The 19,112-nt window shown below is 71.5% G+C and carries 18 protein-coding genes; 15 read left to right on the top strand and 3 right to left on the bottom strand.

Going from position 1 to position 19,112, the window contains the following annotated elements:
• Window positions 1-6: 6 nt before the first annotated feature.
• Together U5N23_RS19690 and U5N23_RS19685 are read left to right on the top strand one after the other, a co-directional pair.
• Complete coding sequence (locus tag U5N23_RS19690; protein ID WP_322594418.1) at window positions 7-942, top strand: hypothetical protein; 936 nt, start codon at window positions 7-9, stop codon at window positions 940-942.
• A 34-nt stretch (window positions 943-976) separates the two neighbouring features.
• On the top strand, window positions 977-1,924 hold the full coding sequence (locus U5N23_RS19685) for an alpha/beta hydrolase (RefSeq protein WP_322594417.1): 948 nt from the start codon (window positions 977-979) through the stop codon (window positions 1,922-1,924).
• A gap of 10 nt (window positions 1,925-1,934) precedes the next feature.
• Here U5N23_RS19685 and U5N23_RS19680 read toward each other — a convergent pair whose 3' ends face one another.
• Entirely contained in the window at window positions 1,935-3,350 is a 1,416-nt protein-coding gene (locus U5N23_RS19680) for a hypothetical protein (protein ID WP_322594416.1), read from the bottom strand.
• Window positions 3,351-3,623: 273 nt separating this feature from the next.
• Window positions 3,624-4,256, bottom strand: a complete 633-nt coding sequence (locus U5N23_RS19675; RefSeq protein ID WP_322594415.1) for a flavin reductase family protein — start codon at window positions 4,254-4,256, stop codon at window positions 3,624-3,626.
• A 217-nt stretch (window positions 4,257-4,473) separates the two neighbouring features.
• On the opposite strand from U5N23_RS19675, the gene U5N23_RS19670 reads away from it, so the two are divergent.
• The 12 genes from U5N23_RS19670 (at window position 4,474) to U5N23_RS19615 (ending at window position 17,637) form a co-directional block, all read left to right on the top strand.
• The gene (locus tag U5N23_RS19670) at window positions 4,474-5,007 is read left to right on the top strand and encodes a sigma-70 family RNA polymerase sigma factor (protein ID WP_322594414.1); all 534 of its coding nucleotides are present in this window, start codon (window positions 4,474-4,476) and stop codon (window positions 5,005-5,007) included.
• A 101-nt stretch (window positions 5,008-5,108) separates the two neighbouring features.
• Window positions 5,109-6,182 (top strand): FecR family protein, encoded by a 1,074-nt coding sequence (locus U5N23_RS19665; RefSeq protein WP_322594413.1) that lies wholly within the window; start codon window positions 5,109-5,111, stop codon window positions 6,180-6,182.
• Window positions 6,183-6,312: 130 nt separating this feature from the next.
• Window positions 6,313-8,766 carry a TonB-dependent siderophore receptor gene (locus U5N23_RS19660; RefSeq protein ID WP_322594412.1) on the top strand — a complete coding sequence of 818 codons (2,454 nt, stop codon included), beginning with the start codon at window positions 6,313-6,315 and terminating at the stop codon, window positions 8,764-8,766.
• 7 nt (window positions 8,767-8,773) lie between these two features.
• Window positions 8,774-10,417 carry a PepSY-associated TM helix domain-containing protein gene (locus tag U5N23_RS19655; RefSeq protein ID WP_322594411.1) on the top strand — a complete coding sequence of 548 codons (1,644 nt, stop codon included), beginning with the start codon at window positions 8,774-8,776 and terminating at the stop codon, window positions 10,415-10,417.
• Window positions 10,418-10,447: 30 nt separating this feature from the next.
• Complete coding sequence (locus U5N23_RS19650) at window positions 10,448-11,098, top strand: nickel uptake transporter family protein (protein ID WP_322594410.1); 651 nt, start codon at window positions 10,448-10,450, stop codon at window positions 11,096-11,098.
• Window positions 11,099-11,104: 6 nt separating this feature from the next.
• On the top strand, window positions 11,105-11,416 hold the full coding sequence (locus U5N23_RS19645; protein ID WP_322594409.1) for a DUF3649 domain-containing protein: 312 nt from the start codon (window positions 11,105-11,107) through the stop codon (window positions 11,414-11,416).
• On the top strand, window positions 11,413-11,769 hold the full coding sequence (locus U5N23_RS19640) for a DUF3325 domain-containing protein (protein WP_322594408.1): 357 nt from the start codon (window positions 11,413-11,415) through the stop codon (window positions 11,767-11,769). The genes U5N23_RS19645 and U5N23_RS19640 overlap by 4 nt, the downstream gene beginning before the upstream one ends.
• 103 nt (window positions 11,770-11,872) lie before the next feature.
• On the top strand, window positions 11,873-12,529 hold the full coding sequence (locus U5N23_RS19635) for a hypothetical protein (protein ID WP_322594407.1): 657 nt from the start codon (window positions 11,873-11,875) through the stop codon (window positions 12,527-12,529).
• Window positions 12,529-13,779, top strand: coding sequence for an efflux RND transporter periplasmic adaptor subunit (locus U5N23_RS19630; protein WP_322594406.1), 1,251 nt, complete (start codon window positions 12,529-12,531; stop codon window positions 13,777-13,779). The genes U5N23_RS19635 and U5N23_RS19630 overlap by 1 nt, the downstream gene beginning before the upstream one ends.
• Window positions 13,776-15,740, top strand: coding sequence for a MacB family efflux pump subunit (locus U5N23_RS19625; protein ID WP_322594405.1), 1,965 nt, complete (start codon window positions 13,776-13,778; stop codon window positions 15,738-15,740). The genes U5N23_RS19630 and U5N23_RS19625 overlap by 4 nt, the downstream gene beginning before the upstream one ends.
• Before the next feature lie 26 nt (window positions 15,741-15,766).
• The gene (locus tag U5N23_RS19620) at window positions 15,767-17,170 is read left to right on the top strand and encodes an efflux transporter outer membrane subunit (protein WP_322594404.1); all 1,404 of its coding nucleotides are present in this window, start codon (window positions 15,767-15,769) and stop codon (window positions 17,168-17,170) included.
• A complete protein-coding gene (locus tag U5N23_RS19615) occupies window positions 17,167-17,637 on the top strand; it encodes a Fur family transcriptional regulator (protein ID WP_322594403.1) in 471 nt (156 codons plus the stop codon). The genes U5N23_RS19620 and U5N23_RS19615 overlap by 4 nt, the downstream gene beginning before the upstream one ends.
• A gap of 1 nt (window position 17,638) precedes the next feature.
• Here U5N23_RS19615 and U5N23_RS19610 read toward each other — a convergent pair whose 3' ends face one another.
• Complete coding sequence (locus U5N23_RS19610) at window positions 17,639-18,541, bottom strand: LysR family transcriptional regulator (RefSeq protein ID WP_322594402.1); 903 nt, start codon at window positions 18,539-18,541, stop codon at window positions 17,639-17,641.
• Window positions 18,542-18,680: 139 nt separating this feature from the next.
• Here U5N23_RS19610 and U5N23_RS19605 point away from each other — a divergent pair, with 139 nt between their 5' ends.
• Window positions 18,681-19,088 (top strand): tautomerase family protein, encoded by a 408-nt coding sequence (locus tag U5N23_RS19605; protein ID WP_322594401.1) that lies wholly within the window; start codon window positions 18,681-18,683, stop codon window positions 19,086-19,088.
• Window positions 19,089-19,112 lie beyond the last annotated feature (24 nt).

Here is a 19,112-nt window from a genome sequence, read left to right as displayed (position 1 = left end):
TTCACCATGCAACGCAGAACCACCCTGGCGGCCGCACTGTCCGTGCTGGCCGTGACCGCCCTGACCTGGAGCGCTGGCGCCCAGGCGCAGAACGCGGCCCCCAAGATCGCCGTGACCGACCTGGCCTACGCCCAGCAGGTCTCGGAGTATTTCGTGGCCGGCGCCTACCAGCGCAGCGCCCAGATGAGCGCCGGCGGCAGCGCCAGCCACGGCATGTACGGCGGCTCGGGCAGCCACTCCATGCAGGCCTCCGAGCAGGCCAGCGGCACCTTCGTGGCCGGCCGCTACAGCTACATCGAGCAGCGCGAGCTCGGCGGCTACACCAACGACATCAAGGGCGCGCTGCTGCAGGGCACCTACTTCCGCCTGGTGCAGGGCAAGGGCTTCGACGCCGGCAAGCCGCAGAACAGCAAGGCCGAGCAGGTGCTCAACCAGGTGCAGACCGGCAAGATGGCCGCGCCCCAGGCGCAGAACCAGGTGGCCAACGTGGTCGCCCGCATCAAGAAGGGCGAGTTCGCCGGTGCCGACTACGTGCTCTTCGGCGTGGTCTCCAGCATCAACTTCACCGACGCGCTCTCGCCCCTGCAGGGCACGAGCAGCGCCACGCGCCAGTACGGCCTGCAACTGCTGGCCGACTTCTCGCTGATCAACACCCGCACCTACGAGATCAAGGCCGCCTTCTCCGCACAGGGCGAGGGCAACGACACCAAGATCCTGTCCAACCGCGGCGACATCGCCCCGCCCAACCGGGCCAAGGTGATCAGCGAAACCTCGCGCAGCCTGGCGCAGAGCGTGTACGAACAGCTGGCCGGCCAGCTGGGCTACACCGACGCCCACCTGGCGCGCGGCGTGCGCCCACCACCACCGCCCGTGGTCTACCAGGGCGGCGGCCAGCCCATGCCCGTGCCCCAGCAGCCCGACCAGGTGCTGATCCTCAAGTGAGCTTCGTGGGTTCCTTGCAGCCATGATGGGCCGCATGCGCCCCGCCCTGAAGGCCAGCCTCGCGCTGGCCTTTTTCGTGGCCGGCTGCGCGGCAGCACCGGTGCCGCAGGCGGCGGATTCCACGGCCTTCGCGCCCTACCCACTGCCCGGGGCGGGAGAGGCCCGCGTGCAGGCCCTGCAGCGGCCGGTGCGCACCGCGCCGCTGCGCTACCGCGTGGTCGTCGTGCCGGGCTCGGGCTGCGCCGGCATGGGGCCGCTGGCCGACCGCTACTTTGCCGGCCTGCTGCATGCCGAGGTGCTGGTGCTGCACAAGCCCGGCGTGGCGCCCGGTGCGCGCACGCAGGCGGGTGCGTGCGCAGCCGATTTCGTGCAGGCCGACCGCCTCTCGGCGTGGCGCGAGCATGCCCGTGCCGCGCTGCGCGCCGATGCCCGGCAGCGCCAGGCGCAGGGCCTGCCCTCTTTGCCGCATTTGCTGGTCGGCATCTCCGAGGGTGCCGAACTGCTGCCCACCCTCGCGCCCGAGGTGCCCCACCTGGCGGGCCTGGTGCTGCTGTCCGCGAGCGGGCTCGACCCGCGCGACGCGGGTGCCCTGCAGGCGCAGCGCCTGGGGGCCGCAGCCGATTGGAAGGCCTTGGGCCGCCTGCAGGCCGGCAGCCAGCCCGACAGCACGCTGGCGCAGGGCCGCAGCCTGGGCTACTGGCGCGACCTGTGGCGCTGGCCGCTGGCCCGGCCGCTGCACGAGGGCCCCTGGCCCGTGCTGCAGGTGTGGGGCGGTGCCGATGCGCTGGTGCCGCCTGCGGCCTTCGAGCAAGGTGCCCGGCTGGCGGTGGGCCGTACGGCGCCCTGGTGCGTGCGGGCAATCCCGGGTGCCGACCATGGCCTGCAAAGCCCCGGCCGCGATGGCGTGCAGCAGCTGTGGGCCTGGCTCGAGCAATGGGCGCGCGAGCCGCAGCAGGGGCTGTGCGCGCCGCTGTCGCGCTGAGCCGACTTCTTCAGGGCACGGTGTAGATCAGCTGGAACTTGCCGTTGGCCAGCATGTCCGCCAGGCCGGTACCGTAGCCCAGGAAGAACTGGGTGCCGCGCAGGCCGCTCACGTTGACCAGCTCCAGGATGGGCACGCTCTGGTCAGCGGCCAGCGTGCCCTGCCATGCCGGTGCAGGCGTCGAGGCACTGTTGAAGAGCGCCCAGCCCTGCGGCGACAGCACCGCCAGGCCCACGCCCGGCACCACGGCCACGACATAGACCACGCCGCCCTGGCCCACGTCGCCCGATGCGGGCTGCACGCGCCCGGTCAGCCGCAGCGACTGCACCGTGCCCTCGGCAGTGGCCGAGAAGCCTGCGGGTGTGGTGCCCGCTGCGGGCGGCACGCGAGCGCTGTCGGCGCTGAAGCCCGCGCGCGCGGCGATGGGCGAGAGGTCCACCGCCTCGAAGGCCGTGTGCGGCACGGTCTGCACCTGGGAGATGGTCGCGTCCTGCCACAGCCGGCTCGGATCGCCCGTGATGTACATGTCCGAACCGCCGTCGGCGATGTACATGCCATAGCGCTTGAGCGCGTTGAGGATGGCCTTGGCTTGCGCCGTGTAGTTCTCGGGCACCGGGTAGTCGGCACGCAGGCGGAACAGCTGGCCCATGGGCGGCTTGGCGGCCGAGGCATCGCCGTTGCGCGTAAGGTGGCGCGCCGGCCAGGTGTAGCTTGTGCGGATCTTGCTGCTCTGGATGGTGAAGCGCAGCGCGTGCTGGATCTCGCCGGTGCTGGCCTCCTCGGCGCGCAGCAGCAGCGGGAAGACCGGGAAGCCCGCCGCGTCCGACGAGGTCCAGCCCGCAGGGCGCAGCGCATTGGAGCGCAGGTCGAAGGCCGCGCTGCTGTAGATGTCCCAGCCGCCGTCGGGCCGGGCATAGCTCAGGTAGCTCTCCCACAGCATGCAGGTGTCGGTGTCCACGGCCAGGATGTGGTGGTCGTTGTAGACCGCCTTGTTGCTGCTGATGCCGCCTTCCACCTTGGGCTGCAGCGGGAAGGGCAGGCGCGCGGGGCTGGTCAGGCCCGTGCAGGGCCGCGCCAGGCTGCCGTCGGCGCGCGCGCAATCGCTCTCGTCGGGGGCTCCGTCGGCATCGAAGTAGACCGCGGGCCAGGTGATCTGGCTGCCGCGCACCACGTTGTACGGAATGCCCCAGTACTCGCTGCTGGCCATGTCCTCGCTCTGGCCCAGATCCAGGTGCAGGCGCCGGCTGCCGCTGCTGATGGTCTGCAGAAAGGCCGCCGACTGCGGGTGCACCGGCAACTGGTCGATGCGGGTGTTGAACACATGGTCGGCCGGCAGCACGGGGCAGGGCCCCACGGTCGGTGCCGCCACAGCGGCGCTGGCGAGCAGTGCCAGCGAGGCCAGCAGGGCGAGGGTGGGGCGGGGCATGGCGTGTCTCCTGGGATCTCTCCAGGATGCTGCCACGGCTGGTTACATTGCGGCGGGACAGTTGTAACTGCCAGCAACCAGTAGCTGCAGCTTGTACTGGGCCTCGCATCCTGGCCGCTGGTCTGCCCATGCCTGCTGAAGGCGAGAACTGGCATGCTCAAGGCCAGTGCTCCCGCGCAAGGGCCGCCCCGCCGCGCTGGGAGCGTCCCCCTCCCGACTCGCGCAGCGGGTCGAGAGAGGGGTGAAGGCGCGAAGCGACTCAGGGGGTGTGGGCTATCTTGGTCGGTACATCTTGAACAGTTGCTCGGGCCCTACCGTGAAATAGTCGGCCGGCCCCCCCGCGCGCAGGATGTGGCCCGCGGCGGCCGTGTCGTAGATACCGTCCTTGAGCAGCGCCTTGTCGATGTGGATGGCCACCACCTCGCCCAGCACCAGCCAGGTCGACACCTGGGTTCCGTCGAGACCCTGCAATTGCAGGATCTGCGTGCGCCGGCATTCGAAGGCCACCGGGCTTTCGGCCACGCGCGGTGGCGCCACCTGGGTGCTGGCCTGCGGGGTGAGCCCGGCCAGAGCGAACTCGTCGACCTCGGGCGGCACGGCCGCGCAGCTCTGGTTCATGGCCTCGGCCAGGCTGCGGGTGGCCAGGTTCCAGACGAACTCGCCCGTCTCCTCGACATTGCGCACCGTGTCCTTGTAGCCGATGCTCGCAAAGCCCACGATGGGCGGCACGTAGTTGAAGGCGTTGAAAAAACTGTAGGGCGCCAGGTTCAGCGCGCCTGCGGCGCTCTGCGTCGAGATCCATCCAATCGGGCGCGGCCCGACGATGGCGTTGAACGGGTCGTGCGGCAGGCCATGGCCGTTGCGCGGCTCGTAGCTGTGGATGGAGGAGGGTGCGGGCGTGGCCATGGGCGGTGCGGGGTGGGGTAGTGGGAGGGGCTGAACCGCCACCATACGTGAAGCGCGCCCCTTGTGCACGGCCGGGGTTGATGGCGGGCAGGGTAAAGCCGGCCAGGTGGCGGGGGCTCCCTTGCAGCAGCAAGGGGCTGCTCCTCTACAATACTGAGAATAATTCGCATTTGCCATGGTGGCCGGTCCGCCTGTTGATCCACTGTCCCTTCGCGCCGTGCTGGCCCGCTACTACCAGGAATTGCTGAACTACTTCGCCCGCACCGCGCGCGGCCGCGAGAACGCGGCCGACCTGGTGCACGAAGCCTATGCGCGCGTGCTCACGCTGCAGCGCTCGGGCCAGGCCATTGCCCAGCCCCGGGCCCTTCTGTACCGCACGGTGCGCAACCTGCTGGTGGACCAGCACCGGCGCAGCACCGTGCGCGAGCCCCTGTCCGGCGGTGCCAGCGACGAGCAGCCGCTGCCCGACGTGGCCGAACTCGCGACGCCTGCCGCCCTGGGGCCCGAGGCCCTGGCGGCATCCTCCCAAGGCATGCAGGCCATGCTGGCGACCATCGAGGCACTGCCCCTGCGCTGCCGCGAGGCCTTCATCCTGCACAAGTTCGACGGCCTCCCGCATGCCGAGGTGGCAGCGCAGATGGGCATCTCGCGCAAGATGGTGGAGCAGCACATCCAGCGCGCCATGCAGGCCTGCCGGCGCTGTCGCGATGCGATGGACATGGCTGCCGATGCAGGGGAGCGCCTGCCTTGACCTGACCTGCCGACCTGGGGTTTTTCGGCGCCCATGCGTCTACACCCTTGAGTGGCCTGGCACCGACAATCGCTGCCAGGCCGTTGGCCCCGAACCTTTGCATGACCACCGACCAGTCCTCCCCACGCCATGAGCCGGGCCCTGCCGAGCGCGATGCGCTTGCCTGGTTCGTGCGCAGCCGTGGCGGGCTCAGCGAGGGGGAGGCGCGCGAACTCGCCGCCTGGCAGGCACAGGACCCGGCGCATGCCGACGCCTTCGCGCGCTGGCAGGCCGACTGGCAGCAGCTCGATGCCCTGCCGGCGCAGGGCGTGGCCCGATTGCGCGCCCACCTGGCCCAGGACTTGGCGCGCGAGCGGGCCGCAGCCGCCAGGCCGGCACGCGGCTGGCTGGCCGGGGCCTGGGCCGGCAGTGCCGCCATGGCGGCCTCTGTGGCCGTGGTGGCGGCGGGCGGCCTGCTCGCCTGGCAGCACTGGCAGCAGCAGCCGCTGTTCGAGAAGCACATTGCCACCCGCACCGGCGAACAGGTGGACGTGCAGCTGCCCGATGGCAGCCACCTGCGGCTGGACACCGCCACGGCCATCGACGTGGCCTTGTTCCGCCAGCGCCGCGAGGTGCGGCTGCCCGAAGGGCAGGCCGTTTTCCGCGTGCAGGGCGATGCCGTGCGGCCCTTCGACGTGCTGGCTGGCCCGCTGCGCATCACCGTGGTGGGCACGCGCTTTTCGGTGCGCAACACCCCGGGCATCCCGGGCGAGGAGGGCGTGCGCGTGGCGGTGGAAGAAGGGCGCGTGCGCGTGGCCCGTGCCGATGTGCCGGCCGCAGCGTCCGGGGCGGTGGTGGAGCTCAGCGCCGGTCAGCAGATTTCCAGTGACGCCACGGGCCGGCTGGGGCCGGTGGCGGCCGTGCCGCCCTCGGGCATAGCCCCGTGGCGCGAAAGCCGGGTGAGCTTCGACAACACCCCCCTGGCCCAGGCGCTGGCCGAGTTCGGCCGCTACGGCCCCACGCGGCTCACGGTGCGCGACCCCGAGGTCGCGGCGCTGCGCCTGACCGGCACCTTCGATCCGCGCCGGCTCGACAACTTCATGCACGTGCTGCCCCAGGTGCTGCCGGTGCGCATGCAGGTGCCAGCGGCGCAGGGCGGCGAGGCCGCCACGACCGAGATCGTCGCGGCGCCCTGATTCCGGGCCCGCCAGGGGCCGGTGCTTCCCTCGGCAAAAAAATTCTCCCGGCGACCTAGGGTTCGCGCACTGCGCTGCGTCTACCTGAGAAAGCGTCTTATTCCATCTCAACCCCGGGGAACCCTTTCTCATGCGCCGCCAACGATTCCGTCCCGCACCGCTCGCCCTTGCCGCCGTGCTGGCCTTTGCTGCAATACCGACCGTCCAGGCCCAGCCCGCAGTGGCCGGACAGCCGGCAGTGCAGCTGAGCATTGCCGCCCAGCCGCTGGCCCAGGCCCTCAATGACCTGGCGCGCCAGACGCGGCTGGAGCTGATCGTGCAGCCGGCCCTGGTGGCCGGCCGCACGGCACCGGCCGTCTTGGGCCTGCTCACCCCGCGCGAGGCGCTGGACCGGCTGCTGGCGGGCAGCGGCCTGGTGGCCGTGATCGAGGGCTCGGCGGTCACCGTGCAGCGCCTCCCCGTGCCAGCGGCAGGCGCTGCGCCCGCCGCCGGCAGCAGCACCCTGTCCGAAGTGCGCGTGACCGCCGCAGGCGAGCGCAGCGGCCTGACCGAGAACACCGGCTCCTACACCACGCGCCAGGCCGGCACGGCCACGCCGCTGGGCCTGTCGCTGCGCGAGACGCCGCAGTCGGTCAGCGTCATCACGCGCCAGCGCATGGAAGACCAGGGCCTGACCCAGCTGCCCGACGTGGTGGCGCAGACCCCGGGCCTGGTGTTCAGCCAGGGCGGCAACCAGGGATCGGACACCTCGCCCATCTACTCGCGCGGCTTCAGCGTCAACACCTACATGCTCGACGGCGTGCGCCAGACGGACTCGAACTACTCGAGCATCTTCCAGACCAACGACATGGCCATGTTCGACCGGGTCGAAGTGGTGCGCGGCGCCTCGGGCCTCATGAATGGCGTGGGCACGCCCGGCGCGGCCATCAACCTCATCCGCAAGCGCCCCACGGCCGACTTCCAGGGCCAGGTTCGGGCCGAAGCCGGCTCGTGGAACCATGCGCGCGCCGAGGTGGACATCTCCTCCCCGCTGAACGCCTCGGGCAGCGTGCGCGGCCGCATCGTGGCAGCAGCGCAGGACAACGACTCCTACATCGACCGCCTCAAGGAGCGCAAGAAGCTGCTGTATGGCGTGGTCGAGGCCGACCTCACGCCCGATACCCAGTTGCTCGCCGGCGCCTCGGTGCAGCACCACGATGCCACGGGCCATGCGCGCGGCGGCCTGCCGGCCTACTACTCCGACGGCACGCGCACCGAATGGGCCCGCTCGGCCTCGGCCGCGCCGCCCTGGGCCTACTCGCAGCGCCACTACAGCTCGCTGTTCGCTGCGTTGGAGCACCGCTTCAACGACGACTGGAAGGTGAAGGCCACAGCCACGCGCACTAGCAGCTTCTACGACGAACTGCTCGGCTACGCCAGCGGCGGCGCCCCGGTGCGCGAGACCGGGGCAGGTGTCAACCTGTGGGCCGGCCGCTGGACGGCCAAGCCGCGCCAGGACAGCCTGGACGTGCAGGCCACGGGCCGCTTCGACATGCTCGGCCGCAAGCACGACATCGCCTTCGGCGCGCAGCTGTCGCGCACCAGCTACCGTGCACCCAATTACACCAACTGGACGCACGCCGGCTGGAGCAGCGCGATCAGCAACATCTATACCTGGGATGGCACCTCCCCTGCGGAGCCCAACAACCCGAGCATCGGCCGCGCCACCTCGGACGAGCGCCTGAACAGCGCCTATGCCACCGTGCGCCTGAAGCCCACCGACCGCCTGGCCCTGCTGGCCGGGCTGCGCCTGGTGGACTGGAGCCGCTACCAGACCAGCACGCGCTATTCCACAGGCGCCACCACCATCACCGACCGTGGCGAGAGCGGCGAGGTGATTCCCTACCTGGGCGCCGTCTACGACATCGACCGCAACTGGTCGGCCTACGCCAGCTACACCAGCATCTTCACGCCGCAGAACCTGCGCCTTGTCAACGGCGACTACCTGGACCCGCAGACCGGCGACAGCTTCGAGCTGGGCATCAAGGGCGCCTTCCTGAACGACCGGCTCAACGTCTCGGGCGCCGTCTACAAGGCGCGCCAGGACAACCTGGGCATCGCCATTCCCAACGTGTTCGCGCCCGACGGCAGCCAGGCCTACCAGGCCGTCTCGGGCACCAGCACGCGCGGCTTCGAGCTGGAAGCCTCGGGCGAGGTGCAGCCGGGCTGGCAGGTGTCTGCGGGCTTCTCGCGCAACATCACGCACGACCGCCTGCGCGCGCGCCTGAACACCGATGTGCCGCAGAACACGCTCAAGCTGTTCACCAGCTACCGCATCGCCGGCATCGGCAAAGGCCTGACGGTGGGCGGCGGCCTGCGCTGGCAAAACCAGATCTACCGCGACAACCAGGGCGCCGCGCGCACACGCTTCACACAGCCGGCTTATGCCGTGGTGGACCTGATGGCGCGCTACGCGGTGACCGACACCGTGGCCGTCACGGCCAACGTCGGCAACCTGTTCGACAAGGTGTACTTCAACACCGTCGGTAATTCTTACTACGGCACCCCGCGCAACCTGCGCGTGGGTGTGGACGTCAGGTTCTGAACGCGCCATGAAAGAGGGCTTTCGCCAGTGCATGGCCTGGCTGCACACCTGGACCGGCCTGGTCGTGGGCTGGGTGCTGTTCTTCGTGTTCGTGACGGGCACGGCCGGCTACTTCGCCTACGAGATCGACCGCTGGATGCGGCCCGAGTTGCCTCTTGCAGGCCATGCGGGTGACGCTCCACCCGTGGAGCCTGGAAAGGCCGTGGCGCTGGCGCAGGCCTACCTGCAGGCCCACGCGCAGGGCGCACAGGACTGGTCGGTGCAACTGCCCGGCCAGCGCGGCAGCAGCCATCTGTCCGTCACCTGGCGCCAGCCACCGGCGGCCGATGCCAAGCCCGGCACGCGCGGGCGCTTCGTGCGCAAGACGCTGGACCCGGTGACGGGCGAGGCTGCGGCCGAGCCGGCCGTGCGCAAGACCGGCGGCGGCCACCTGCTGTACCGCATGCACTACATGCTGCACTACGTGCCCTACGACGTCGCGATCCGCCTGGTGGGCGTGTGCATCATGCTGATGCTCATGGCCATCGTCACCGGGGTCATCACGCACAAGAAGATCTTCGCCGACTTCTTCACCTTCCGCCCGGGCAAGGGCCAGCGTTCGTGGCTCGACGCGCACAACCTCATCAGCGTGACGGCGCTGCCGTTCTTCGTGATGATCACCTACAGCGGCCTGGTGTTCTTTTTGTTCCAGTACATGCCGGCAGGGATCCAGGCCAGCCACTATGCCGGGAACACGCAGGCCTTCTATGACGACCTGCTGCAGCGCCCCCCGCCGGGCGGGGCCGTGGAGAGCACCGGGGCTCCGATCACGGCCCTGGCTACGCTGGTCGCCAAGGCCGAGGCGCAGTGGGGCGCGGGCCAGGTGGCCCGGGTCAGCGTGCAGCAACCCCAGGCCGCCGACGCCGACGTGCAGGTCGTGCGCGTGGCGGGCAGTCGCATCGCGGGCAGCGAGCGGCTGCGCTTTGACGCGCACACCGGTGCTCCGCTCGACCCCCGGGCCGAAGACGGCGCCGCGCGCGCGACGCAGGACGTGATGCTCGCGCTGCACGAAGGCCGCTTCGCCGGGCCCCTGCTGCGCTGGCTGTATTTCGCCAGCGGCTTGCTCGGCTGCGCCATGATCGCCACCGGCCTGGTGCTGTGGACCGCCAAGCGCCGGGCCAAGCAGGACAAGCGCGCCAAGGCCGGCGAGAAGCCCGAGTTCGGCTTTCGCCTGGTGGAGTGCCTGAACATCGGCACCATCGCCGGCCTGCCCGTGGCCGTGGCGGCCTACTTCTGGGCCAACCGGCTGATCCCGGCCGACTTCGCCAACCGGCGCGACTGGGAGGTGCACGCGATGTTCATCACCTGGGGCCTGCTGCTGCTGTACCCCGCCTTGCGCACGCCACTGCACGCCTGGGTCGAGTCGCTGTGGCTGGCTGCTGCCGCCTTCGCGCTCCTGCCGCTGCTCAATGCCTTCACGACCGAGCGCCACCTGGGCGCGAGCCTGCCGGCCGGCGACTGGGTGCTGGCCGGGTTCGACCTGACCCTGCTGGCGCTGGGCGCCTGCTTCGCCGTGGCGGCCCACCGGGTGCGCCGCAGGCTGCACGCCACTGCGGCCACTCGTGCCCCGGCCGCCCAGGCACCCCTCATGGCAGCCAACGCTGCCGGCTGACGCAACCCCGATTTTTTCCAAGGAGTCTTCATGTTCAAGCAAACGCTGCTCACCGTGGCCCTGTCCACCCTCGCGCTGTCCGCCAGCGCCCACCAGCTCTGGCTGGAGCGCGATGCCACCGGCCCGGTGCGCGTCTACGTGGGCGATGCCGACAGCGCCCACGACAAGGGCGAAGAGGTGGCCAAGCTGGCCGCCACCACCCAGGTCTTCACCAGCGACCGCAAGCAGACCGCCAGGCTCACGGCCCGGGAAGAATTCCTGGAGGCCGACGTGGCCGCCGCCGGCGACGTGCGCCTGTTCAACGACCAGGTTTGGAAGCCCTGGAAGGCCAAGGACGGCAGCTTCCAGGCAGCGGTGTTCAACGCGCGTGCCGGCCGCAGCGAAACCAAGGCGGTGCTGGAGCACGAGCTGGTGCCCCTGGCCGCCGGTGGCAACAGCTTTACGCTGCTGTTCAAGGGCCAGCCCCTGGCGAACAAGGTGGTCACCGTGATCACGCCCGACAAGTGGAGCAAGGGCTTCAAGACCGACGCCGCCGGCCGCATCGACGTGCCTGTGAGCGGCAAGGGCCGCTATGTGCTGGTCAGCACCCATGAAGCGCCCGCGGTGGGCGAGGTGGTGATCGCTGGACAGAAGGTCGCGAAGCTCGGCTACACGACCACGCTGACCTTCGTCGCCCCGTAAACCGGCATGGCAGTCCTCCCCGGCTCTCCTGCGCGCTACCGCCTCATGGTGGCCAGCCGTGCCATCGCGGGCGCTTTCGGCGGCTACGCGCTGGCTTCTCTGGTCACGGCGGTGCTGTCGCTGGCCCTGCCGCTGATCGCCGGGGCATCGCGCGCCAGTGCGCTGCTCACCGCCACCCTGCTCAGCTTCGCGGTGTATGCGCTGGCGGTGGTCTGGGTGTTCAGCGCGCGCAGCGCCCTGCGCGCCTGGGCCGGCCTGGCCATCGCATCGGCCGTGTTCGGCGCGGCGCTGCTGGCACTGCAGGGGGTGGGCGCATGACGACCCTCGGTGCGTCGGCCGTGGCGCTGGCCCTCAGCTACGCGGGCATGGCCGGGCTCAGCCTGGCCATGGACCGCCACTACGAGCAGGTCACGGGACACAGCGAGGTGCCGCCCGCGCGGCGCCGCATGCTGCGCGCCACCTCGGGCGCACTGCTTGCGCTGGCCCTGCTGGCCTGCACCGGTGCCTGGGGGGCCACGGTGGGCTTCACCGCCTGGTGGGGCTTCCTCACGGCGGGCGGTGTGCTGGTGGCCTGGCTCATGGCCTACCGGCCGCGCCAGGCAGCTGCCGGCGCGGGGGCAGCCCTGGTGCTGGGCCTGGCCGGCTGGATCGCCACTGCCGCCTGGGGTTGAGTTGCCCCGCTCGCCAGGGGCGGAACCCTGGCCCTTTTTCGATTTCGTTGGTCATGGACAGCAAGAGCCTTCCGCTGTCTTCCTGTCCCATCCACTACACGCCATGCAGTCTTCCTCATTCCCCGTTCCTTCACTGTCCAACAGCCTGCGCGGCACCGCCCTGGCCGTGCTGGCCACCACCGCCGCCTTCATGGCGCCCGCCGCCCATGCGGACTACCTGTGGCTGCAGCGCGAAGGCGCACAGGCGCGCGCCTACACCGGCGACGTGGCACGCCGCAGCGCTGCGCTGCCGGCCCTGAAGGCGCCGCGCGCCTACCTGGCCGACGGCAAGGACCTGCCGCTGGCGCCGCAGGCCGGCCACATCGAGGTCACGGCCCCCGAGGGCCAGGACCTGCGCCTGTCCACCAGCGTGGTGGGCGACAAGGGCGCGCTGACCTTCTACCAGGCGCGCCATGGCCGTGCCGAGACCCGCGCTGCCAACGACCTGGAGCTGGTGCCCACCACGCCCGGCGGCAACACCTTCAAGCTGGTGTGGAAGGGCCAGACCGTGGCGGCCTCGCAGGTCCACGTGGACACCAGCGCGGGCTGGCAGCGCACGCTGGCGCCGGCCAAGGACGGCACGGTGAGCCTGGAGACACCGTTCCCCGGCCTCTACGTGTTGGAGGTGACGGCGCGCGTCAACGGCGCGGCCACGGTGGATGGCCAGCGCTACGAGGACGTGCGCCACACGGCCACGCTGAGCTTCGAGGTAGCACGCTGATGGCGCCGATTCCTGCTTCTTCTCCATCCTCTTCCGCGCGCTGGGGCCGCTGGCTCGGGTCCTTCGCCCTGGTGGCCGTGGCCGGCGCCCTGGCGGTGGCCTGGTGGAGCCGCCCGACGCCGGTGGTGTACGACACCGCGCCCGTCGTCCTGGGCGACATCGAGGCCACGGTGAGCGCCATCGGCACGCTGCAGCCGCGCCGCTACGTGGACGTGGGCGCCCAGGTCTCGGGCCAGATCAACCGCCTGCACGTGCAGCCCGGCGCCGAGGTCAAGAAGGGCCAGCTGCTCGTGGAGATCGACCCCAGCGTGCAGCAGGCCACGGTGGACGGTGGCCGTGCCGCGCTGGCGGGCCTGCGCGCCCAGCAGGCCGAGCAGCAGGCCCAGCACCGCCTGGCGCAGCAGCAACTGGCGCGCCAGCAGCAGATGGAGCGCGAGGGCGCCACGCGCCTGGAAGACCTGCAGACGGCCGAGGCCGCGCTGGCCTCCACCGCCGCGCGCATCGAGCACCTCAAGGCGCAGATCGACCAGACCCAGGCCAGCCTCAAGGCCGACGAGGCGCGCCTGGGCTACACGCGCATCTACGCGCCCATGGCCGGCACCGTGGTGGCGCTGGAGGCGCGCGAGGGCCAGACCCTGAACGCCACCTACCAGACCCCGAACATCCTGCGCATCGCCGACCTGTCGACCATGACGGTCTGGACCGATGTGTCCGAGGCCGACATCCGCCGCGTGCGGGTCGGCATGCCGGTGTACTTCACCACGCTGGGCAACCAGGCCGACACGGCCGCGCGGCGCTGGCAGAGCAGCGTGCGCCAGGTGCTGCCGGCACCGCCCACGCCCGAGGGCAAGGCCGCTGGCGGCGGTGCCAACGCGCAGGCCGCGGCGAGCAAGGCGGTGTCGTACACCGTGCTGTTCGACGTGGACAACGCCGACGGCGAACTCATGCCGCAGATGACGGCGCAGACCAGCTTCGTCACCGCGCAGGCCCGCGGCGTGATCACCGTGCCGATCTCTGCCCTGAAGGATGCGCCGGCCTTGGCGGCCAAGGATGCCGCCAAGGCCGCGCCGAGGCTGCGCCAGCACCAGGCGCGGGTGCTGCTGGCCGATGGCAGCGTGCAGTCGCGCACCGTGGAGGTGGCCGTCAAAAGCCGCCACCGCGTCGAGGTGCGCAGCGGCCTGGCGGTGGGTGAGCAGCTCATCACCGGCGAGCGGGCCGCGCAGGCTGGCACCAGGAGGTTCAAGCTGTGAGCGTGGGTGCCTCCAACCCACCGTTGATCGAACTCACCGACGTGCGCCGGCGCTACGGCGGCGGCGACCAGCCCGAGGTGGAGGTGCTGCGCGGCGTGTCGCTGTCCATCCACGCCGGCGAGTTCGTGGCCATCGTCGGGGCCTCGGGCTCGGGCAAGTCCACCCTCATGAACCTGCTGGGCTGCCTGGACCGGCCCACGAGCGGGCGCTACCGCTTCAACGGCGAGGACGTGGCCGGCTTCGACGCCGACCAGCTCGCCTGGCTTCGGCGCGAGGCCTTCGGCTTCGTGTTCCAGGGCTACCACCTGATCGCCGCCGAATCGGCGCGCGAGAACGTCGAGGTGCCGGCCATCTACGCCGGCCTGTCGCGCCAGGACCGGGCCGCGCGTGCGTCCGCGCTGCTCACGCGCCTGGGCCTGGCCGACAAGCTGGAGAACCGGCCCAGCCAGCTCTCGGGCGGGCAGCAGCAGCGCGTGTCGATCGCGCGCGCGCTCATGAACGGTGGGCGCATCATCCTGGCCGACGAGCCCACCGGTGCGCTCGACACCACCAGCGGCACCGAGGTCATGGCGCTGCTGCACGAGCTGGCCGACGCGGGCCACACCATCGTGCTCATCACCCACGACCGTGAGGTGGCCGCCCAGGCGCGCCGCGTGATCGAGATCCGCGACGGCCAGATCGTGGCCGACAGCGGGCGCCAGCTAGTGGCCGGGCAGGCTGCGGCGCTCTCCATGCGCTTAGACCCTTCTGGCGGGGGCGCGCGCCGCGCGCTGTGGGCCGAACTGGCCGAGGCCGCGCGCAGCGCCTGGCGCGGCATGCGCATGAACCGGGCGCGCACCGGGCTCACCCTGCTGGGCATCGTCATCGGCGTGGCCTCGGTCATCGTGATGATGGGCGTGGGCGAAGGCGCCAAGCAGCGCGTGGTCGACCAGATGGGCGCCATGGGCACGACCATCATGTACCTGGGAGGCAGCTACGTGGGCAGCGGCGGGCCGCCGGGCGAGATCACGGAGGGCGACCTGGAAGCCATCGCTGCGCTGCCCGAGATCGGCCACGTGATGCCCGTGATCGGCGACCCCATTCCCGTGCGACAGGGCAATGTGGAGCGCCAGGTCTACGTCTTCGCCGCCAGCGAGGACATGCCCGCCGTGCACCACTGGAAGGTGGCCCAGGGCCGCTACTACACGGCCGCCGAAGACCGCGACCTGGCCGCGCTGGTGGTGCTGGGCCACAAGGCGCACCAGCAGTTCTTCCCGGACACGCCGAACCCGCTGGGCCGCGTCCTGCTGATCGGCAACGCGCCCTTCGAGGTGATCGGCGTGATGGCCGAGCGCGGCGCCGACTCGGGCGCGCAGAACTACGACGACATGGTCTTCATCCCGTACCAGGCGGGCCGGGCACGCGTGTACCGCGTGCAGACCCAGCCCGACTACACGGTGATCTCGGCCGCGTCGGTGGAGCAGGTGACGGCGGCCGAGAAGGCCATGCACACCCTGCTGCTGGCACGCCATGGGCGCGAGGACTTCCGCATCGGCAATGCGGCGGCCAAGCTGCAGGCCGAGGCGCAGACGCGCAACGCCATGACCATGATGCTCGGCCTGATCGCGGCCGTCTCGCTGGTAGTGGGCGGCATCGGCGTGATGAACGTGATGCTGATGACGGTGCGCGAACGCACGCGCGAGATCGGCATCCGCATCGCCACCGGTGCGCGCCAGCGCGACATCCTGCGCCAGTTCCTGACCGAGGCGGTGCTGGTCACGCTGGTGGGCGGGCTGGCGGGCCTGTCCATCGGCCTGGCCGTGGGGGCGGTGCTCATCGCCTCGGGCGTGCCGGTCATCTTCTCGCTCACGGCCATGGCCGGCGCCTTTGCCTGCTCGGTGGCCACTGGCCTGCTCTTCGGCTACATGCCGGCGCGCCGCGCGTCGGGGCTCGACCCCGTGGTGGCCCTGGCTTCGGAATGACATCTACACCTTCTCTCCCACACGCCATGCGCCTTTCCCTGACCCTGCTGGCCGCCGCACTGCTGTGTGCCTGCGCCACGACTCCGCCGCCGCTGGCGGCAACCGCTCCCGCCCTGCCTGCGCAGTGGAGCACCTCTGGCGATGCTGGGGGCTCCGCCGGCATCGCGCCCGACTGGTGGCACAGCCTGGGCAGCGCGGAGCTCGACGCGCTGGTGCAGGCCGCCCAGGCCCAGAGCCTGGACGCTGCGGCCGCCGCCGCGCGCCTGCGCCAGGCCGAGGCAGCCGCTCGCCAGGCCGGCGCCGCGCTGTTGCCGGCCCTGACGGCCAGCGTGGACGCAAGCCGCCAGGCCCGCTTCTCGGGCGGCAGCAGCACCGACGGCACGGCGGCCAACCGCTATGCGGCCGGCTTCGCCGCCAGCTACGAGATCGACTTCTGGGGCCGCCAGCGCGCGGGCCAGGATGCGGCGCTGGCGCGCCTGCAGGCCAGCGCCTTCGACCAGGGCACCGTGGGCCTGACGCTCACCGCCGCCGTGGCCGATGCCTGGCTGCGCCTGGTGGGCGGGCGCGAGCGCCTGGCGATTGCCGGCCTGAATCTGCAGGGTGCGGAGCGTGTGCTGGCGCTCGTCGATGCGCGCGCCCGTGCGGGTGCTGCCACGCCGCTGGAGCTGGCCCAGCAGCGCGGCCTGGTGGCTACCCAGCGCCAGGCCATCGAGGCGCTGCGCCAGCAGGTGCAAGGCCACCACACGGCCCTGGCCGTGCTGCTGGGGCAGGCCACGCCGCCGCCGGTGCAGGCCGACACACTGGCCGGGCTGCAGCCACCGGCCATCGGCGCCGGCCTGCCGGCCGAGCTGCTGGTGCGCCGCCCCGACGTGGCGCGGGCCGAGGCGCAGCTGGCCGCCGCCCATGCCGACTTGCAGGGCGCCCGCGCCGCGCTGCTGCCGCGCATCACGCTGGGCGCCGGCCTGGGCGTGGGCGCCGACAGACTGGGCCGCGCCTTCGAGCACCCGCTGTACAGCCTGGCAGCGGGGCTCACGGCCCCGATCTTCGACGGCGGGCGGCTGGCGGCGGGTGCCGACATTGCCCAGGCACGGCGCGACGAGCTGCTCGCCCAGTACCAGGCCGCCATCGTCGCCGCCGTGGGCGATGCCGAGGTGGCCCTGCAGGCCGTGGCCGGCACCGATGCGCAGACCGCCGCCCAGGCCCAGGTGCTGGAGCAGGCGCAGCAGGCCCACGCGCTGGCGCAGGTGCGCTACCGTGCGGGGGCCGACACCCTGCTCACCCTGCTCGATGCGCAGCGCACGCTATATGCCGCGCAGGACAACGCAGCCCAGCTGCGCCAGGCGCGGCTCATCGCCTGCGTGGCCCTGTACAAGGCGCTGGGCGGGGGTTGGCAGCCGGCTGGCGTGGCGGTTGGCCTGGGACGCCCGTGAGCGACTGCCCGTCCCTCCTGCAGCGCCTGCGCGACGCGGGCCTGCGGCCCACCACGGCGCGCATCGGCATCCTGCAGGTCATCCAGGCCGCCGGGGCCTGCGGCGTGGCGGCCGACGAGGTGTTCCGCCAGATGCTGCTGCGCGGCACGCGCGTGAGCGTCAGCACCGTGTACCGCGCCATCCAGCAGCTGGAGTTCCTGGGCGTGCTGCTGCAGGGCCGCAGCGAGCACAGCCTGCGCACCCTCTACCGCCTGGGCCCGGCGGCGCAGGCGACGGAGGAGGTGCGCATGGCCTGCCGGGGCTGCGCACGCTCGGTGGCGCTGCCGGGCGCCCAACTGCGCAGCGAGGTGGAGCGCCGTGCCGCCGAGCAGGGCATGCACCCGGCCGTGGGAGCGCTGGTGGTGCAGGTCGATTGCCTGGCGCCGCAGACCTGCCGTGCCGGCACCCTCGCGCGCCCGGCCTCCTGATTCAGGCGGGCGCCATGGCCCGTGCCTGCGCCGCCAGCCACTGGCAGAACACATCGAGCCGCGGGTGCGCGGCCCCGCTGCGCCGCAGCGCCAGATAGTCGTAGCCCGATGCGGCGAAACCCAGTGGCGCCACCAGCCGGCCGGCCTGCACGTCGTCCATCACCAGGTGCCAGGGCGCCACGGCGATGCCCAGGCCGCGCACGGCGGCTTCCAGCGTGAAGTAGTAATGCTCGTACACCGGGCCCGGGGCGGTGGCTGCGGCCGGTAGCGCCGTGCCGGCCGATGCGGCCCACATGGCCCAGGCGTTGCGCCGCGAGCGCGTGTGCAGCAGGGGCTGGCCCGCCAGGTCGGCAGGCGTGCGCGGCATGCCGGTGCGCGCGGCCAGCGCCGGGGCCAGCACTGGCCCCAGGCGCTCGGCAAACAGAGGCAGGGTGGTGGCAGCGTCGCGGGGCGTGCCGGCGTCCTCGGCGGTGATGAGCAGGTCGCAGCCCTCGCGTGCGGCATCGGTGCCCGTGTCGGTGGTGCGCAGCCGCACCTCGATGCCCGGGTGCTGCGCGTGGAAGTCGAACAGCCGCGGGATCAGCCACTTGACGGTGAAGGTGCTGAAGCAGGCCACGTCCAGCGGACCGTGGTGGGCGTCGCCCAGCGCACGCACCGTGTCCTCGATCTGCTGGAAGGCGTGGGTCAGCACCGGCTGCAAGGTGCGCGCCGCGGCCGTCAGCGTGGGGCGGGCCTTGGTCCCGTCGAACAGCGCCAGGCCCAGGTGGTCTTCGAGCTGGCGCACCTGGCGGCTGATGGCGCCGGGCGACACCGAGAGCTCCTCGGCCGCAGCCGTCATGCGGCCCAGGCGTGCGGCGGCTTCGAAGGCGCGCAGAGCAGCGAGCGGGGGCAGGCGGTGTTTCATAGCTATGTGATTCAGATGCACATAGATCGGGAGCATAAATCGCTTTTCCATGCGGACCTGGGTTGCAAGAATTCGACTTCTTCCCGGAGCGAATCGGTATCACGCGCTGGGACCATTTTGATTTTCAGGAACATACACCATGCCCTTCATCCACACCTATCTGCCCGAAGCCACCCCCGCCACCGAGCGTGAGGCCATCGTCCAGGCCATCCACCAGGCGTTGGTGGAGGGCATCGGCATGCCCGAGGACGAGCTGTTCAACATGGTCACCGGCTATGCGCCGGGGCAGTTCGCCTTCAGCCGCAGCTTCAACGGCGTGGCCCGGTCGGACGCGGTGGTCGTCGTCGAGATCACCCTGCGGCGCGGGCGCAGCGATGCGATGAAGCGGGCCCTGTATGCGGCGATCGCGCGCAACTTGCAGGAGATGGCGCACGTGGCCCCGGCCGACGTGTTCATCTTCATGCACGAGAACGACTATTCCGATTGGTCGGTGGGCCATGGGCGCTTTGCCATGGCGCTGGTGCAGCAGGTGGGGGCGCCGGGTTGATGGGCGGTGTCTGCCCGCCGGGCC

Origin of the sequence: Acidovorax sp. (assembly GCF_034519795.1) — a bacterium.
Lineage (GTDB): Bacteria > Pseudomonadota > Gammaproteobacteria > Burkholderiales > Burkholderiaceae_C > Acidovorax.
The sequence above is the reverse complement of the archived record's forward strand: the minus strand, read 5'-3'. Positions and strand labels throughout refer to the sequence as shown.

Excerpts from the sequence above, each read along its gene's own strand:
- U5N23_RS19690 (WP_322594418.1), top strand. The coding sequence starts at position 7 with ATGCAACGCAGAACCACCCTGGCGGCCGCACTGTCCGTGCTGGCCGTG.
- U5N23_RS19685 (WP_322594417.1), top strand. The coding sequence starts at position 977 with ATGCGCCCCGCCCTGAAGGCCAGCCTCGCGCTGGCCTTTTTCGTGGCC.
- U5N23_RS19680 (WP_322594416.1), bottom strand. The coding sequence starts at position 3,350 with ATGCCCCGCCCCACCCTCGCCCTGCTGGCCTCGCTGGCACTGCTCGCC.
- U5N23_RS19675 (WP_322594415.1), bottom strand. The coding sequence starts at position 4,256 with ATGGCCACGCCCGCACCCTCCTCCATCCACAGCTACGAGCCGCGCAAC.
- U5N23_RS19665 (WP_322594413.1), top strand. The coding sequence starts at position 5,109 with ATGACCACCGACCAGTCCTCCCCACGCCATGAGCCGGGCCCTGCCGAG.
- U5N23_RS19660 (WP_322594412.1), top strand. The coding sequence starts at position 6,313 with ATGCGCCGCCAACGATTCCGTCCCGCACCGCTCGCCCTTGCCGCCGTG.
- U5N23_RS19655 (WP_322594411.1), top strand. The coding sequence starts at position 8,774 with ATGAAAGAGGGCTTTCGCCAGTGCATGGCCTGGCTGCACACCTGGACC.
- U5N23_RS19650 (WP_322594410.1), top strand. The coding sequence starts at position 10,448 with ATGTTCAAGCAAACGCTGCTCACCGTGGCCCTGTCCACCCTCGCGCTG.
- U5N23_RS19645 (WP_322594409.1), top strand. The coding sequence starts at position 11,105 with ATGGCAGTCCTCCCCGGCTCTCCTGCGCGCTACCGCCTCATGGTGGCC.
- U5N23_RS19640 (WP_322594408.1), top strand. The coding sequence starts at position 11,413 with ATGACGACCCTCGGTGCGTCGGCCGTGGCGCTGGCCCTCAGCTACGCG.
- U5N23_RS19635 (WP_322594407.1), top strand. The coding sequence starts at position 11,873 with ATGCAGTCTTCCTCATTCCCCGTTCCTTCACTGTCCAACAGCCTGCGC.
- U5N23_RS19630 (WP_322594406.1), top strand. The coding sequence starts at position 12,529 with ATGGCGCCGATTCCTGCTTCTTCTCCATCCTCTTCCGCGCGCTGGGGC.
- U5N23_RS19620 (WP_322594404.1), top strand. The coding sequence starts at position 15,767 with ATGCGCCTTTCCCTGACCCTGCTGGCCGCCGCACTGCTGTGTGCCTGC.
- U5N23_RS19610 (WP_322594402.1), bottom strand. The coding sequence starts at position 18,541 with ATGAAACACCGCCTGCCCCCGCTCGCTGCTCTGCGCGCCTTCGAAGCC.
- U5N23_RS19605 (WP_322594401.1), top strand. The coding sequence starts at position 18,681 with ATGCCCTTCATCCACACCTATCTGCCCGAAGCCACCCCCGCCACCGAG.